The sequence below is a fragment of the Exiguobacterium sp. s50 genome (assembly GCF_018618175.1).
Taxonomy (GTDB): domain Bacteria; phylum Bacillota; class Bacilli; order Exiguobacteriales; family Exiguobacteriaceae; genus Exiguobacterium; species Exiguobacterium chiriqhucha.
Window position 1 is genome coordinate 74,182 of the sequence record NZ_JACSLP010000005.1, and the last position, 13,403, is coordinate 87,584.

Annotated in this window: 18 protein-coding genes; 9 read left to right on the forward strand and 9 right to left on the reverse strand. The window is 52.9% G+C overall.

The window, feature by feature from the left end; translation table 11 throughout:
- Nucleotides 1-30: 30 nt before the first annotated feature.
- Nucleotides 31-666 (reverse strand): cyclic di-AMP binding protein CbpA, encoded by a 636-nt coding sequence (gene cbpA / locus KNP68_RS08620; RefSeq protein WP_021068112.1) that lies wholly within the window; start codon nucleotides 664-666, stop codon nucleotides 31-33.
- A 188-nt stretch (nucleotides 667-854) separates the two neighbouring features.
- Between cbpA and pdxK the strand changes: the two genes are divergently transcribed.
- The 3 genes from pdxK to bshB2 are packed head-to-tail and all read left to right on the forward strand — an operon-like array spanning nucleotide 855 to nucleotide 2,754.
- Nucleotides 855-1,679: a pyridoxine/pyridoxal/pyridoxamine kinase gene (gene pdxK / locus KNP68_RS08625; protein WP_021068111.1), complete on the forward strand. Its 825-nt coding sequence runs from the start codon at nucleotides 855-857 to the stop codon at nucleotides 1,677-1,679.
- A 53-nt stretch (nucleotides 1,680-1,732) separates the two neighbouring features.
- Nucleotides 1,733-2,104: a YojF family protein gene (locus tag KNP68_RS08630; protein WP_029596267.1), complete on the forward strand. Its 372-nt coding sequence runs from the start codon at nucleotides 1,733-1,735 to the stop codon at nucleotides 2,102-2,104.
- Entirely contained in the window at nucleotides 2,101-2,754 is a 654-nt protein-coding gene (bshB2, locus tag KNP68_RS08635) for a bacillithiol biosynthesis deacetylase BshB2 (RefSeq protein ID WP_029596268.1), read from the forward strand. The genes KNP68_RS08630 and bshB2 overlap by 4 nt, the downstream gene beginning before the upstream one ends.
- Before the next feature lie 164 nt (nucleotides 2,755-2,918).
- Here bshB2 and KNP68_RS08640 read toward each other — a convergent pair whose 3' ends face one another.
- The 4 genes from KNP68_RS08640 to KNP68_RS08655 all read right to left on the reverse strand — a co-directional run bounded on the left by KNP68_RS08640 (nucleotide 2,919) and on the right by KNP68_RS08655 (nucleotide 6,273).
- Complete coding sequence (locus tag KNP68_RS08640) at nucleotides 2,919-3,752, reverse strand: undecaprenyl-diphosphate phosphatase (RefSeq protein WP_131471616.1); 834 nt, start codon at nucleotides 3,750-3,752, stop codon at nucleotides 2,919-2,921.
- Nucleotides 3,753-3,840: 88 nt separating this feature from the next.
- On the reverse strand, nucleotides 3,841-4,986 hold the full coding sequence (locus KNP68_RS08645) for an MFS transporter (RefSeq protein ID WP_371819357.1): 1,146 nt from the start codon (nucleotides 4,984-4,986) through the stop codon (nucleotides 3,841-3,843).
- Nucleotides 4,987-5,101: 115 nt separating this feature from the next.
- Nucleotides 5,102-5,614, reverse strand: a complete 513-nt coding sequence (locus KNP68_RS08650; RefSeq protein ID WP_029596270.1) for a type 1 glutamine amidotransferase domain-containing protein — start codon at nucleotides 5,612-5,614, stop codon at nucleotides 5,102-5,104.
- Nucleotides 5,615-5,682: 68 nt separating this feature from the next.
- Nucleotides 5,683-6,273: a DNA-3-methyladenine glycosylase gene (locus tag KNP68_RS08655; RefSeq protein ID WP_131471620.1), complete on the reverse strand. Its 591-nt coding sequence runs from the start codon at nucleotides 6,271-6,273 to the stop codon at nucleotides 5,683-5,685.
- 124 nt (nucleotides 6,274-6,397) lie between these two features.
- Between KNP68_RS08655 and KNP68_RS08660 the strand changes: the two genes are divergently transcribed.
- Nucleotides 6,398-6,871 carry an NUDIX hydrolase gene (locus KNP68_RS08660; protein ID WP_131471622.1) on the forward strand — a complete coding sequence of 158 codons (474 nt, stop codon included), beginning with the start codon at nucleotides 6,398-6,400 and terminating at the stop codon, nucleotides 6,869-6,871.
- A gap of 60 nt (nucleotides 6,872-6,931) precedes the next feature.
- On the opposite strand, the gene nhaC is transcribed toward KNP68_RS08660, so the two are convergent.
- Nucleotides 6,932-8,308, reverse strand: coding sequence for a Na+/H+ antiporter NhaC (gene nhaC / locus KNP68_RS08665; RefSeq protein WP_021068103.1), 1,377 nt, complete (start codon nucleotides 8,306-8,308; stop codon nucleotides 6,932-6,934).
- 208 nt (nucleotides 8,309-8,516) lie between these two features.
- Between nhaC and queC the strand changes: the two genes are divergently transcribed.
- From queC to queF, 4 genes are read left to right on the forward strand one after another with little or no spacing between them, the layout of a single operon-like run.
- Nucleotides 8,517-9,161, forward strand: a complete 645-nt coding sequence (gene queC / locus KNP68_RS08670) for a 7-cyano-7-deazaguanine synthase QueC (protein ID WP_021068102.1) — start codon at nucleotides 8,517-8,519, stop codon at nucleotides 9,159-9,161.
- Nucleotides 9,158-9,613: a 6-carboxytetrahydropterin synthase QueD gene (queD, locus tag KNP68_RS08675; RefSeq protein ID WP_021068101.1), complete on the forward strand. Its 456-nt coding sequence runs from the start codon at nucleotides 9,158-9,160 to the stop codon at nucleotides 9,611-9,613. Before queC ends, queD begins: the two co-directional genes overlap by 4 nt.
- Nucleotides 9,613-10,308 (forward strand): 7-carboxy-7-deazaguanine synthase QueE, encoded by a 696-nt coding sequence (gene queE / locus KNP68_RS08680; RefSeq protein ID WP_236355772.1) that lies wholly within the window; start codon nucleotides 9,613-9,615, stop codon nucleotides 10,306-10,308. Before queD ends, queE begins: the two co-directional genes overlap by 1 nt.
- Before the next feature lie 11 nt (nucleotides 10,309-10,319).
- Nucleotides 10,320-10,808, forward strand: coding sequence for a preQ(1) synthase (queF, locus tag KNP68_RS08685; protein ID WP_021068099.1), 489 nt, complete (start codon nucleotides 10,320-10,322; stop codon nucleotides 10,806-10,808).
- A gap of 26 nt (nucleotides 10,809-10,834) precedes the next feature.
- Here the strand turns inward: queF and KNP68_RS08690 are convergent, their stop codons facing one another.
- On the reverse strand, nucleotides 10,835-11,491 hold the full coding sequence (locus KNP68_RS08690) for a TVP38/TMEM64 family protein (protein WP_131471624.1): 657 nt from the start codon (nucleotides 11,489-11,491) through the stop codon (nucleotides 10,835-10,837).
- Between the two features lie 115 nt (nucleotides 11,492-11,606).
- Between KNP68_RS08690 and KNP68_RS08695 the strand changes: the two genes are divergently transcribed.
- A complete protein-coding gene (locus KNP68_RS08695) occupies nucleotides 11,607-12,116 on the forward strand; it encodes a hypothetical protein (protein WP_058765452.1) in 510 nt (169 codons plus the stop codon).
- A gap of 188 nt (nucleotides 12,117-12,304) precedes the next feature.
- On the opposite strand, the gene KNP68_RS08700 is transcribed toward KNP68_RS08695, so the two are convergent.
- Nucleotides 12,305-12,805 carry a hypothetical protein gene (locus KNP68_RS08700; protein WP_131471626.1) on the reverse strand — a complete coding sequence of 167 codons (501 nt, stop codon included), beginning with the start codon at nucleotides 12,803-12,805 and terminating at the stop codon, nucleotides 12,305-12,307.
- A gap of 92 nt (nucleotides 12,806-12,897) precedes the next feature.
- Nucleotides 12,898-13,353, reverse strand: a complete 456-nt coding sequence (locus tag KNP68_RS08705; RefSeq protein ID WP_251131487.1) for a GNAT family N-acetyltransferase — start codon at nucleotides 13,351-13,353, stop codon at nucleotides 12,898-12,900.
- Between the last annotated feature and the right edge of the window lie 50 nt (nucleotides 13,354-13,403).

Sequence of the window (13,403 nt, forward strand, 5' to 3'; positions counted from 1 at the left end):
GGCCTTCCTCGCATCGAGGAAGGCCTTTCGTCAGTTATTTAAATTCTCGACTTCGACGACGCGGAACCCTTTTTGTTCGAGTTTGGCGACAATCTTGTCTTTTGTCTTCTCGTCACAGTCCGGCGGCAACGTGATTAACACGCGACGCAACACCTTGCTCTTGGCGTCAAGCGTCATGAGGCTGGCGATTGATGAATATTTGCTGATGACTTTCGTGATTTTCTCGAGCGCCCCTGCCTGCTCACTGAGTGCAATCGTGACGACATAGCTCCCCGTGTCACGGCTCCATGCCTCTTCGAGCATGCCGAGCATCTTCCCGTGTGGCAAAATCCCGTAAAATTCGTTGCTCTCGTCTTTCAAGACCGCGATATACGGAAGTTCTTTGATTGAGAAGAAGACTTTGAAAAAGCCGTCTGACTCGTGAACGTACTTTTGCGTGTTCTTGATGAGTTCCATAACGTTATCGTCTAGGCTCGCCCCACTCATCCCGTGGCGATAAATATGCATTTTATAAATATTACCGCGGAAAAACGTTCCCGTCTCATCGAGCACAGGGACACAACGGTAGCCTGTCTTTTCGAGCGTGTCGAGCGCTTCGCGCAATGTCGCCTTTTCACTGATTGTGACGACATCTTTCTTCGGAATGCATAAGCTATGCACTAACATGCGGTTTTCCTCCTAGCCAAATTGAAAGTGGTCTACACCCTATTCATTACTATTCCCCAAATACGATTGAAATCCTGCCATCAATTTTCAAAACTTATTCCGGTCTGGATGCGACCTCGGGATTTGTCGTAACGCCAAAAAGTCGTTATAGTGAAACTATCCAAACAGACAAAGGGGATTGAACGACTATGACGATGAAAAAAGCTTTAACAATCGCTGGCTCGGACACGAGTGGCGGTGCAGGCATCCAAGCTGACTTGAAAACGATGGAAGAGCTAGGTGTTTACGGCATGACCGCCCTCACGGTCATCGTGGCTCAAGATCCGCATAATGCGTGGCATCACGAAGTGTTCCCAATCGACACGACGTTGATTGAGAAACAGATTGATACGGTCCTCGCTGGGATTGGTGTCGATGCCGTCAAGACAGGGATGCTCCCGACTCCAGAGATTATCGAACTCGCTGCCCGTAAAATTAAAGAGTACGGCATCCAAAACGCGGTCGTCGACCCAGTCATGGCATGTAAAGGTGCCGACGAGATTCTCAACCCGGACGTCGCGGTCGCGATGCGCAAGCACCTCGTACCGGTCGCTAAAATCATCACACCAAACTTGTTCGAGGCGCGTATGCTCGCTGGCCTCGATAAGACACCTTCAACGATGGAAGAAATCAAAGAGGCTGCTCGCTTGATCCATGAACTCGGCGCTGAAATCGTCATCGTCAAAGTCGGTGGCAAGCTCGGCTTCGACACAGCATTTGACGTGCTTTACGACGGCAACGAGTATCGCCTCCTCGAGAGCGAAAAAATCGACCCTGCCTTCACACACGGCGGCGGCTGCACGTTCTCGTCAGCGATCGCGGCTTCACTCGCGAACGGTCACTCGGTCGATGAAGCCATCGAAATCGGAAAAGAGTTCATCACGGAAGCGGTCCGTCACTCGTTCCGCCTCAACCAATATGTTGGGCCAACGAACCATACCGGTTACCGCAAAAAACTAGCAACACAATCATAACGGGTGGCCCGGGACGCATGTCTCGGGTCATCGTTTCCATTGGAGGGAACCGCGTGAAATCAATTCAACCTACAACCATCCAGACTTATTTGGACGCGCATGTATCCATGCCGCTCTATGTCCATGTCGAGACGACGAACGGGGCGTATGCGACGCATAACGACCCTGATTTTCATAACGCCGGTATGTTTATCCGCAACGTCGTCATCGAATATAGCATCGGCCAAATCAAGGGCGATGGACCATACCGGGTCGGCTTGAAGCTCGATCATGGTTGGCTTTACGTCGAAGGTTTGACCGACTACGAACAGCACGGAGACCAGCTCCTGCTCGCCGGCCATGACCGCCTCGGACGCCTCGCCTGCGCCTTACACTTAGACATCAAACCGCTCCCACAAGGAGCCTCGGAGGTGGAAAGCCAATGAATGGACCATTACTCGTTATTTTTCCGCATCCCGATGATGAAGCGTTCAGCTCGGCCGGGACGATTATCCAACACCATAAACACGGATTCCCGGTCACGTACGTCTGTCTGACGCTCGGTGAGATGGGCCGCAATATGGGCTCGCCGATTTTCACGACGCGTGAAGAGTTGCCGAAAATTCGTAAACATGAGCTCGAGGAAGCGTGTGCCGTCATGGGCATCGACGACCTCCGCATGTGGGGACTTCGCGACAAGACCGTCGAATTCGAAGACGAAGCGGAACTCGCGGCACGTTTCAGCGCCTTAATCGAGGAAGTACAGCCGACACGCGTCATCTCCTTCTATCCGGGTTACGCCGTCCACCCCGATCACGAGGCGACGGCACGTGCGGTCGTCCGAGCGTTGCAAGACATCGATGCCTCGAAGCGTCCTGAATTTTTAGGAGTCGCGTTCGACCATCGCACCGACGCCGAACTCGGAAACCCGCACGTCGTCATCGAAGTCGGTCAAGAGAGCGCGGCGAAGCGTGAAGCGTTGCTCGCCCACCGTTCACAGACGGAAGGCCTGTTACGCGCCATCGACAACGCAGAAAACGCCCACGTCATGGAGTTACTCCAACGTGAGCGCTTCTATCACTATCCGTTCTCATGATTCATAGGCAAGGCGTGTCACGTACAATAATGTACCGACAGCTCCTAAGCCGATTAACGTTCCCAATACGACAACGATATGTTCCATGTTCTCACCTCTACTTGGTTATACGAACTTGATGGATCATTGGTTTCAAAGCGCATGTGCTGACATGCGCTTTTTTCTTAGAAGTACAAGAAGTAAATCACAGCCGCCAACACGATGCGATAAATCGCGAACGGCGTCAACTTCACTTTGTTGATCAACTTCAAGAAGAACTTAATCGACAAGAGCGCAAACAAGAACGCGCTAATGAATCCGACAACGAAGACCGGGAGGGTCGCCATCGTAAAGTACTCCCATTTGCTGTAGAGCGACAGTGCACTAGCACCGAACATGATCGGTACGGCCATAATGAACGTGAAGTCCGCTGCGGCCCGGTGACTCATCCCTAAGAGGACGCCCCCTGAGATGGTCGACCCTGATCGTGAAAAACCTGGCCAGAGCGAGAAACATTGAATCAAGCCGACACCGAGCGCTTGTTTATACGAAATCTCATCGAGCGTGGCCGTCGTTTGACGCTTCACGCCTGACAAGTCCGCTACAATCATGAAGAATGCCCCGATGACGAGCCCAATCAAGACGGTCTTGATGGAGAACAAGTTCTCATCGATGTAGTCTTCAAACAACAGTCCAAGCACGCCTGCCGGGAGCAGCCCGATGAAGATATGTAGCAAGTTCAGTTTCTTTGTCGGCCCGCTGCTACGAATCGCGAGCAACTCCTTCGGATTCAATAACTCTTTAAACCGATTTCGAAATACGACGATGACCGCTAAAATCGAACCGAGCTGAATTACGATCTTAAATGTGTTCGCCACCTCTTGACCGAGGAAGCTACTCGAGTTGAGCCACAGGTCGTCCACGAGGATCATATGTCCCGTTGACGATACCGGAGCAAACTCGGTCAGTCCTTCGACGACGCCTAACAAAAAGCCAATAAATAATTCATACCATTCCATTGTTTATCTCCTACTCCAGTATTGTTTCTTATCATACACAACTTTAACCTCACCCGCCCTAGGTCTTAAGGCGTAAAAAAGAGGAAGCTCATGAAGCATCCTCTCTCCGCGCTATGACCGTGACAATCGCTTGATGCAGACAAACGATGATCCCGATGAACAAAAAGGCGGCAAAAAGCGTCATACCTGCCCCGGCGGCGAACAACAGACCGAACAGGATGATCCCGCCATGCAACAACATCGAGACGGACGATTCCGTCGTCGCCCTGATTCCGGATGGGACCCGATGATGCAACACACCGAGATAGAGCGGTTCAACAATACCGATGAGACAGGCCATTCCGACCATAATCACGAGACCAATCGGCCCCGGATAGAGCCCGAGAACGACAAAACCAACGCCGATTCCCCAACCGATCCAGCGTAGCCAACACTCGGCCGTGGCGAAGCGTAGCAGCATCGGTGCGACCAACTGTCCCGGTATTTGGATGAGCAGCAGGATCGTTGACATCGTCCCGAACCAATAAATCGGAAGCTCGACGTCGCGCGCATACAGTTGCCAGAACTCATCGATAAAATTGAACGCACTAATGGTCACGACAAACAACGACGTCACGATGAACACGCGACGATGTTGCCGGATAAAGCGGAAACCAGACCCGATATCTGCCCACGTCAAGCGCTCGTCCGACACGACTCGTCTCGGTTCGACAAGGCCAAAACTACATGCTGTCGCGATGAACAAACTGACAATCGACAGCACGTAGTTCAGCTCGAACGGGAAGCGTGTCGCCAGCAGACTACCACTGATGGCAGCGAGAACGGCTGCGACGATTCCAATGACATTCAATCGACCGATCGTGCGTTCAAACGTTCCCGCCTTCCCGTCCTGTTCGAGCGTCTCATACAACAACGCGTTCTCGGCCCCGCTCCGAAACGCCGCCCCAATGCCCGACAAGGCGATGGCGACAGCAAACCCGACAAACGAGAACGACAACAGTAGAACGATAAACGATAGACATTCCAACCCGACCCCGATCTGCATCAGACGCCGCCGCTCGAATCGGTCGGCAAGGACACCCGTCGGCACTTCAAGCAACACGACGAGGACGGCATAAAGCATCTCGAGATAGACGACCTCTTGAATCGTGATCGTCCGCGACTCCCAAAACAGACGTTCAATCGTATAGGCTGGGATGAGCGCATCGAACCAACGCATCCAGCCGAGCAACACAACGTTTCGACCGACTTAACTAGGTGAACGTGCTCGTTTCATCATACATCTCCTCCTTATTTGTCTATTCCCGCTAACACAAAAAAAGCCACGGAAAAATTCCGTGGCCTGCACATTATTTAAGCAGATTGAGCATCTCGCGATTGAACGCCGGGATGTCATCCGGTTGTCGGCTCGTGACGAGCTGTTCTTGGCAGACGACGACTTCTTTGTCCGCATACTTCGCTCCAGCGTATTCCATGTCGACTTTAATCGACTTGTAGCCGGTCGCATCGCGGCCTTCGAGCGTCTTCGCCGTAATCAACAGCTGTGGTCCATGGCAGATGGCGAATACCGGCTTTTTCGCGTCCATGAACGCCTTGGCGAACTGGACGAAACGGTCATCTTCGCGTAACAAGTCAGGTGAGAATCCGCCCGGTAAGAGCAGTGCGTCAAAGTCTTCTGGTGAGACGTCGTCGATGGCTTTGTCGATTGTGACCTTCGACTCCCCTTGTTTGCCTTCGACTGTATTCCCAGCTTTCTTTTCAATCGTGACAACTTCGTGCCCCGCTTCCACCAATGCGTCGCGTGGACCCGTGAACTCTACGTCTTCAAACATGTCTGTGATTAGCGTTGCTACTTTTGCCATATTGAAACACTCCCTCATTATTTTTATGCACATAGGGAGTGTTCCACACCTAACCGGAGCATAAACATTCAGCGAAACTTGGAGACGTACGGATTCGAGCGTTCAAAGAAACGATACGGATAGTCACGCGCTTCGCCCGTGTTAGGAATGCCGATGCGCGGACCGGCCTCGATGTCTGGAATGACGTCCCCTTCGACGATATAGAGCGGTTCATGTTGGAGCGAATGCCCATACAGGTCCATCGTGATCCCGAGCGCTTTCGTCAGCTTGCCGGGACCGTTCGTCTGATCGAACCGTTTGATGCCAGGACGATTCATGTCGATGATGGCCTGTCCTTCAATCGGCTCGATGGCTCGGATGAGGACGGCTTCCGGCGTGCCGACCGGACCGCTCACGACGTTCAAGAGCGTATGCGTGTGCATCTGATACGTATAGACGTGTCCCGGCAATCCGAACATGACCTCGGTCCGATTCGTCCGTCTGCCCCCGAAGCTATGGGCCGCCCGATCGATGGCACCTAAATAGGCCTCCGTCTCAACGATTTTGCCGACAATCTGACCGTCGAGATGATCGTGGACGAGATAGTGACCGAGCAATGAGCGTGCCAATTCAATCGTCGGTTGCTCGTAAAATGATGGATCGAGTCGTTTCATCGTCATCCCTCCTTCGGTTTATTTTCTCAAATGAAGACGGGGTGACACAAAGAAGATGCCTTTTCTGATCAAAGGGATTTCATGATGAGAGCCGAACTATATGACATACGAGAAAGTGAGGCGAAACAAGGTGGGGTATCTATTAGAGTTAAGACAGACAGTCGGGAACAGACCATTAATCTCTGTCGGGGCGACCGTGCTCGTCTTGAATGACAATCATGAGTTGCTGTTTCAACAGCGTTCCGATACGGACGATTGGGGATTGCCTGGAGGCTCGATGGAGTTGAATGAGACGTTGGATGAAGTGGCGGCTCGTGAATTGAATGAAGAGACAGGGCTTGAAACCAATCAATTTGAACTCATCGGTGTCTGCTCAGGGCCAAAATTTTACTTTACGTACCCGAACGGGGATGAGACGTATAGTGTCATCAACCTTTTCCATGCGAAGCGCGTGCAAGGGACGTTAGCCATGAACGACGGAGAAAGTCTGGACTTGCAGTATTTCTCAAGAGCCGACTTGCCATCGGACATCGAATCGAGGGCTCAGGCGCTCATCGACCAGTTCGGGGATGCGTTATGGCAACTCGAGAACTCTTTTATCTGAGACACTCAAAAACCATCCAGGACAGCTAATTGTCCTGGATGGTTTTTTTGAGTGATTCGATTAAGATGCGATTCGCATCGTCTCACGCTGCTTTCCCAACTTCACGTATCCGAGAATAATCGAGAAAATCGGGCTGAGCCAGAGGAAGAAGGCGAATGGTGCGTATTCAAGCACCGGCACCCCGAGCGTGGCCGCGAAGAACGCACCCGACACGCCCCATGGGATGAGCGGGTTGATGACCGTCCCACCGTCTTCGAGGGCACGTGACAAGTAGCGCGGATCGATGCCGCGATCGATGAACCCTTGCTTGAACGCTTGACCTGGGAGCAAGATTGACAAGTACTGTTCGCCCGCGAGCAAGTTGACGCCAATCGAGCTGAGGACGACCGACAACACCGAGCTGCCTGGTGATTTCAATCGTTCGAGCAACGCATCGACAATCGCTTGGAATACGCCGAGCTCACGGAGCAAGCCACCGAACGCGAGCGCAATCAAGACGAGACTGACCGACCAGAGCATCGACTCGAGTCCGCCACGATCGAGCACAGCTGCAATCGTCTCGTTCTCGACACCCGACTTGAACCCGGCCTGCATGACACCGAACCAGTTTGTGACGTTCCAGTTGCCTTGAACGAAACCAGCTGTCAACACCCCGGCGAACATCCCGACGAGCATCGTCGGCAAGACCGGCATGCGACGGAACGCAAGCACCGCGACGAGAACCGGCGCGAGTAGCGTCAACCATGACAAGTTGAATCGTCCAGCGAGTGCTGCCTGCGCTTCAGCGATTTGCGTCGTATCCGCCGCTTGACCGCTCCGACCGAGAAGCGTGAACAAGACAAGGGTGATGAGGATGGCCGGTACGGTCGTCCCCATCATAAAGCGGATATGGTCGAACAGTTTGACACCAGCCACGGCTGGTGCGAAGTTCGTCGTATCCGACAGCGGGCTCATCTTGTCACCGAAGAGTGCACCCGAGACGATGGCCCCGGCTGCGAGCGCCGGAGAGATCCCGAGCGCCATCCCGATTCCGAACAAGGCGACCCCGACCGTACCGACTGTCGTGAAGGCACTGCCCGTGAACGACGAGACGATCATCGTGATGAGCAGGACGCTCGGCAAGAACCATTGTGCTGAAATTGTATCTAAACCGATGGAGAGGATCGTCGCCACGGTGCCAGACATTTGCCATACGCCAATCAACATCCCGATGAGCAGTAAAATCAAGACCGGCATGATGGCTTCACGGATCCCGCTAATCATCGCCGCTTCGATTCGTTTGAAATCACGCGTCCGATAATACGCGTAACCCCCTATTAATACCATTGTGCCAAAGATCGCCATATGTGGCGTCGCTTTGGCCAAAAACATCAGTGCGAGCAGGGAAATCCCGCTCATCAGCACGACGAATACAGCCTCTTTTCCTTTCATCTGCATCGACGTCCCCTCCTTTCAGTTCCATTATTTTCTACCTAACCGCTTAAACGCTTTTATGCGCGAAAGTGTTTCAGTGATGTTCTTTACTATACCTGCTTCTCTTTTCCCTGTCAAACGTCTTTTTATGGTAAAGTAAACGCTCGAGGGTGACCTCCGGAGTTCGTAACCTCCTCCGACATCAAAACTAGCGAAAAAGGAAGTGTGCACGTTGCAACACGAAAAAGCATTGGTCGTCTTTAGCGGCGGTCAAGATTCAACCACCTGTCTATTTTGGGCAAAACAACAATTCTCTCATGTGGAAGCGGTGACGTTCGCCTACGGGCAACGCCATGACGCGGAAATCGAGGTCGCAAAAGAAATTGCGGCCGAACTCGATGTCCCGCACCACATCCTCGACTTGTCCTTACTCGGACAACTCACCTCTAACGCGTTGACGAGACATGATCTCGACATCGACAATGCGGACGTCCCAAACACGTTCGTCGATGGACGCAATCACTTATTCTTATCCTTTGCGGCCGTCATGGCCAAACAGCTCGGTATGCATCACATCGTCACCGGCGTATGTGAGACCGACTTCTCAGGTTATCCGGATTGCCGGGACCAGTTCGTCAAATCCTTGAACGTGACGCTCAACTTGGCGATGGACTATCCGTTCGTCATCGATACACCGCTCATGTGGCTCGACAAAAAACAGACGTGGGAACTCGCGGATCAGCTCGGTGCGTTCGATTACGTCAAAGAACGGACGCTCACGTGCTATAACGGCATCCTTGGATCAGGTTGTGGCGAATGCCCGGCTTGCGTACTCCGTCAAAACGGCCTCGCCGCTTATGAGGAGGTGCGCGTATGAAGAACGCTCCATTCCTTGCCCCGACGAGTGTCGAAGCTAAACAAGACGGCTCGCTCATCTACTGTCCGCACCGCGTCCAAATCGTCAAAGAAGTGACATTCGATGCCGCCCATCATTTGTTCGATTACGACGGCAAATGCCGCGCGCTGCACGGACATACGTATAAATTGCAAATGGGCATCAGCGGTTTTCTCGATAACCGTGGCATGACGCTCGACTTTGGTGATTTAAAAGCCATCTTTAAAGAAGAACTCGAACCATACCTCGACCATCGTTATTTGAATGAGTCGTTACCTTATATGAATACGACTGCCGAAAACATGTGCTACTGGATTTTCGAACAGCTCGCCAAGCACTTGCCTGACGAGCGCGACGTCCGCGTCGAATTCGTCAAACTGTACGAGACGCCGACCTCGTACGCCGAGTTCCGCCGCGAATGGTTGGTGGACTGATGAAAATCCCTGTCCTCGAAGTGTTCGGCCCGACGTTTCAAGGGGAAGGCCGCGCCATCGGGCAAAAGACGATGTTCGTCCGGACCGCCGGTTGCGATTATCGCTGTTCATGGTGCGACTCTGCCTTCACATGGGACGGCTCGGAGAAACCCGACATGCTCACAGCCGACGAAATCATCGAACGTCTCGACGCGCTCGGTGTGTACGACTACGTCACCATTTCGGGCGGTAACCCGCTCCTCATCGCCGCGATGAAAGAGCTCGTAGCGAAATTGAAGGCGCGTGACGTCAAGCTTGCCGTCGAGACGCAAGGCAGTCGCTATCAGGACTGGCTGTCTGACATCGACGACGTGACGCTCAGCCCGAAACCACCGTCTTCCGGCATGACGACCGACTGGGAGAAACTCGACGCCATCGTCGAACGACTGCGCCCCGAACAGATGACGTTCAAAGTCGCCGTCTTCGATGAGCTCGACCTCGCCTATGCGAAATCGGTCCAGACGCGCTATACGCCGGACGTCATGTACTTATCGGCCGGCAATCCTGAGCCTGGTGCGGACGGTGACATCACCGACGCCCAGCTCCGTCGCTTGAAAGAACTATGGGAGGACGTAGCCCGTGACCCGTCATGGCAAAGCGTCCGTGTCCTGCCGCAACTGCACACATTACTGTACGCCAACGAACGTGGCGTCTAAGGAGAATACTCATGAGACCAGAAGACTTACAAGACTTGTCGCTCCTCGGACAGAAGAGCGTCCCCTACATTTTTGAATACGCACCGGACGTCCTCGAGGCGTTCCCGAACCGTCACCCGGAGAACGACTACTTCGTGAAGTTCAACGCACCGGAGTTCACGTCGCTCTGCCCGATCACGAACCAACCGGACTTCGCGACGATTTACATCTCATACATCCCGGACGAGAAGCTCGTCGAGTCGAAATCGCTCAAGCTGTACTTGTTCAGCTTCCGCAACCACGGAGACTTCCATGAGAACTGCATCAACGTTATCGGAAAAGACCTCGTCAAGTTGATGGAGCCGCGCTATCTCGAAGTGTGGGGTAAGTTCACGCCACGCGGCGGCATCTCGATCGACCCGTACTACAACTACGGCAAGCCGGGCACGAAATATGAAAGAATGGCGGAACATCGTTTGTTCAACCACGATTTGTATCCTGAGACGGTCGACAACCGTTAAATCAAAAAGTAGGCGCCGATGAGCGCCTACTTCTTTTTATAACGATTGATTTGTCGTTTAATCGGTTCGCGGAACACGGTCGCAACGAGTGTCAAGACGACTAGCACGCCGAGCGCGAACAATACCATTTTTACATCGCCGCTTACGAGGCTGCTGCCGAGAAAGTTGTTCGCGAACGCCCCGGGAATCATCCCGACCATGGTCGCGAGCACGTACCCCGGGAGGCGCACTTTCGCGAGCCCGGAGGCATAGCTGACCAAGTCAAAGTTGACGAGCGGGATCAGGCGTAAAATCAAGACGTAGAAGAAGCCGTCCTCTTCGATTTTATGTTGCAGCTTCTCATAGCTGCTCGTCTCGAAATGATGCAAAAAGCGGTCACCAAAGCGAATCGCCACGTAGTACGCGACGAGGGCGCTGAGCGTGGCCCCAATGACCGTATAGACGACGCCGGCGAACGTCCCGAACGCCAAGCCGCCGGCGACGGACAAGACGGACGTCGGGAAGAGGATGAGCGGACGGAACGTGAACAAGATGATATAGACGAGCGGGGCGAGCCATCCGAATTGAACGATATAATCCCGAATCTCCGCCGGTCGCAAATCAATCCATTGATAGAGGAACATCGCCGTCCCGAACACGACCAAGACGATCGCAATGATCCACTGCGTTTTCCACTTGTTCATCGGTCGCCCTCCTCTCTTTCTTTCATCATATCGCCTCGTCTCGAAAAAGTAACGCCTTCCTTTTTTTAGGAGTCACATTATGGTACGGTTAGAAAAAGCAGAAGGAGGAATCCCTATGTACTTGGCAGATGCCATCAAACTGAAGAGCCTGCTCCATAAGCAGATTGATAAATTGTTAGAAGAAGTCGAGCGCGTCGCGTTCATCGAACTCGAGAAAGACGAGCCGCTCCCGACGATTCAATCGCGCTCACTCGAGGATATCGAAGTCGAACTCGAGTCGATTCGTCGAGATATGCGTTGTCTCGATCGTCTCGTTTATGAGGCGAACTTGAAGACGGTAATTGAGACGCACGACGGGCCACTCCCACTCGTCGAGGCCATTGAGTTCGCGATTCAACTACGTGCTCAGGCCCGCATGTATCAAGAACTATCCGAGCGTCCGAAGCGCGAGTTTCAATACGGTTTTGGTGAAGGGACTGCCGTCATCAAGCATGCACTCTACGATCCAGAGCTATATCGCTTGAAAGCGATTGACGTCGAGAAGCGGGCGAACCGCATCTCAAACGCCATCAACGCGGCCAACTATCGAACGGAGATTGACTTTGACCCGAGTCGTTACATGTGACCTTGGCCCGGTGAGACTCCGGGTCAAGGATTGGCGCCACCACTTGTTCCTACGTCTAGGATGAGCATACGGCCATGGACCAACCAATTACCGATGACCGATGACACCTTTACTTGTCACTCGTTCCTAACCAGACACGATTCAAGTGCGCCGAAAACGCGCCGGGGAACATTTCCCTGGCGCGTTTTTCACATGTGGTGATTATGATGGTCGTTGTGGTGATGATGATGATGCGAGCTCGAACTACGTCGCGGAGCCGGCTCGTCGGCGAACTTCTCCCCGTCTAAAATACCGAGCCGTTTATATTGGCGGTCAATCCGCTCTTTCGTCTCATCGTGCACGTGCGGTGACTCCATCACCAACTGGTAGCTGCCGAGCGCGACCCGGAACGGCTCCATCTGTGTCCGTTCGACCGGGAACGACGTCACGTCCCGCAAATAGTCGGCGAGACGGTTCGCCGACTCGTCACTCGGATGGTCGGCCAGATCTGACGCGAACTGCTGCATATCTTTCAATAGGCTGTTCGTCTTCACTTGATTGCGGATGCCTGCCATCACGGCGAACACAATCAGTGCGATAATACTAATAATCACAATCGGAAAGATGCTGAACATCCCCTCGAACAATGAATCCCCCATCCCGGTCGAATCGATATATACTTCCTCTCCAAATGCAAACGTATGGACCATGCTGTTGCCCCCCTTTTTCTATAAATACGGATGCAGTCCCATTTGGTTTCAAGACAATAAAAAAACCGTGGCATGCGCCACGGCTTCAGCGGTCAGTTCAATTGTTTCTCCATCATGATGCGAGGCTCGTTATCCTCTGTATACGCCCCCATGATGTCGTAGCCACACAACAGATTCAAGATGATGACCCCTTTGTTCGTGTTGCGCGCTTTCGTTCGAATCGAATGGAACCCTTGCGCCTTCACCCATTCGAGTTGCGTGTCCATCAACTTGCGGCCGATGCCATGCTTTTGAAACTCAGGGTGAACGCCGCCGGCCCAGCTATAGAAGCGATACGGCTCGGCCTCATAACCGATTTTGAAGCCGACGAGACGCTCGTCTGAAAACGCGAGCAACACGAGCGGATTCGCATAGCGATATAGCCGTTCTTTAAAACGCAGTTGATCGATGTCCCCGTATAACGTCCGATACAGGTTAAAGAATTCCTCTTCATAGTCTTTGAAATTCGTTGTCACATCTTTCACGATAAATGAACTGGTCGTACTCATCTTTCCATCCCCTTTCCGAATATGGACAAGTTGTTCGTACGCCTGTACCT

Coding starts and splice junctions, on each gene's coding strand:
- cbpA (WP_021068112.1), bottom strand. CDS start 666: ATGTTAGTGCATAGCTTATGCATTCCGAAGAAAGATGTCGTCACAATC.
- pdxK (WP_021068111.1), top strand. CDS start 855: ATGACGATGAAAAAAGCTTTAACAATCGCTGGCTCGGACACGAGTGGC.
- bshB2 (WP_029596268.1), top strand. CDS start 2,101: ATGAATGGACCATTACTCGTTATTTTTCCGCATCCCGATGATGAAGCG.
- KNP68_RS08640 (WP_131471616.1), bottom strand. CDS start 3,752: ATGGAATGGTATGAATTATTTATTGGCTTTTTGTTAGGCGTCGTCGAA.
- KNP68_RS08650 (WP_029596270.1), bottom strand. CDS start 5,614: ATGGCAAAAGTAGCAACGCTAATCACAGACATGTTTGAAGACGTAGAG.
- KNP68_RS08655 (WP_131471620.1), bottom strand. CDS start 6,273: ATGACGATGAAACGACTCGATCCATCATTTTACGAGCAACCGACGATT.
- nhaC (WP_021068103.1), bottom strand. CDS start 8,308: ATGCAGATGAAAGGAAAAGAGGCTGTATTCGTCGTGCTGATGAGCGGG.
- queD (WP_021068101.1), top strand. CDS start 9,158: ATGAAGAACGCTCCATTCCTTGCCCCGACGAGTGTCGAAGCTAAACAA.
- queE (WP_236355772.1), top strand. CDS start 9,613: ATGAAAATCCCTGTCCTCGAAGTGTTCGGCCCGACGTTTCAAGGGGAA.
- queF (WP_021068099.1), top strand. CDS start 10,320: ATGAGACCAGAAGACTTACAAGACTTGTCGCTCCTCGGACAGAAGAGC.
- KNP68_RS08690 (WP_131471624.1), bottom strand. CDS start 11,491: ATGAACAAGTGGAAAACGCAGTGGATCATTGCGATCGTCTTGGTCGTG.
- KNP68_RS08695 (WP_058765452.1), top strand. CDS start 11,607: ATGTACTTGGCAGATGCCATCAAACTGAAGAGCCTGCTCCATAAGCAG.
- KNP68_RS08700 (WP_131471626.1), bottom strand. CDS start 12,805: ATGGTCCATACGTTTGCATTTGGAGAGGAAGTATATATCGATTCGACC.
- KNP68_RS08705 (WP_251131487.1), bottom strand. CDS start 13,353: ATGAGTACGACCAGTTCATTTATCGTGAAAGATGTGACAACGAATTTC.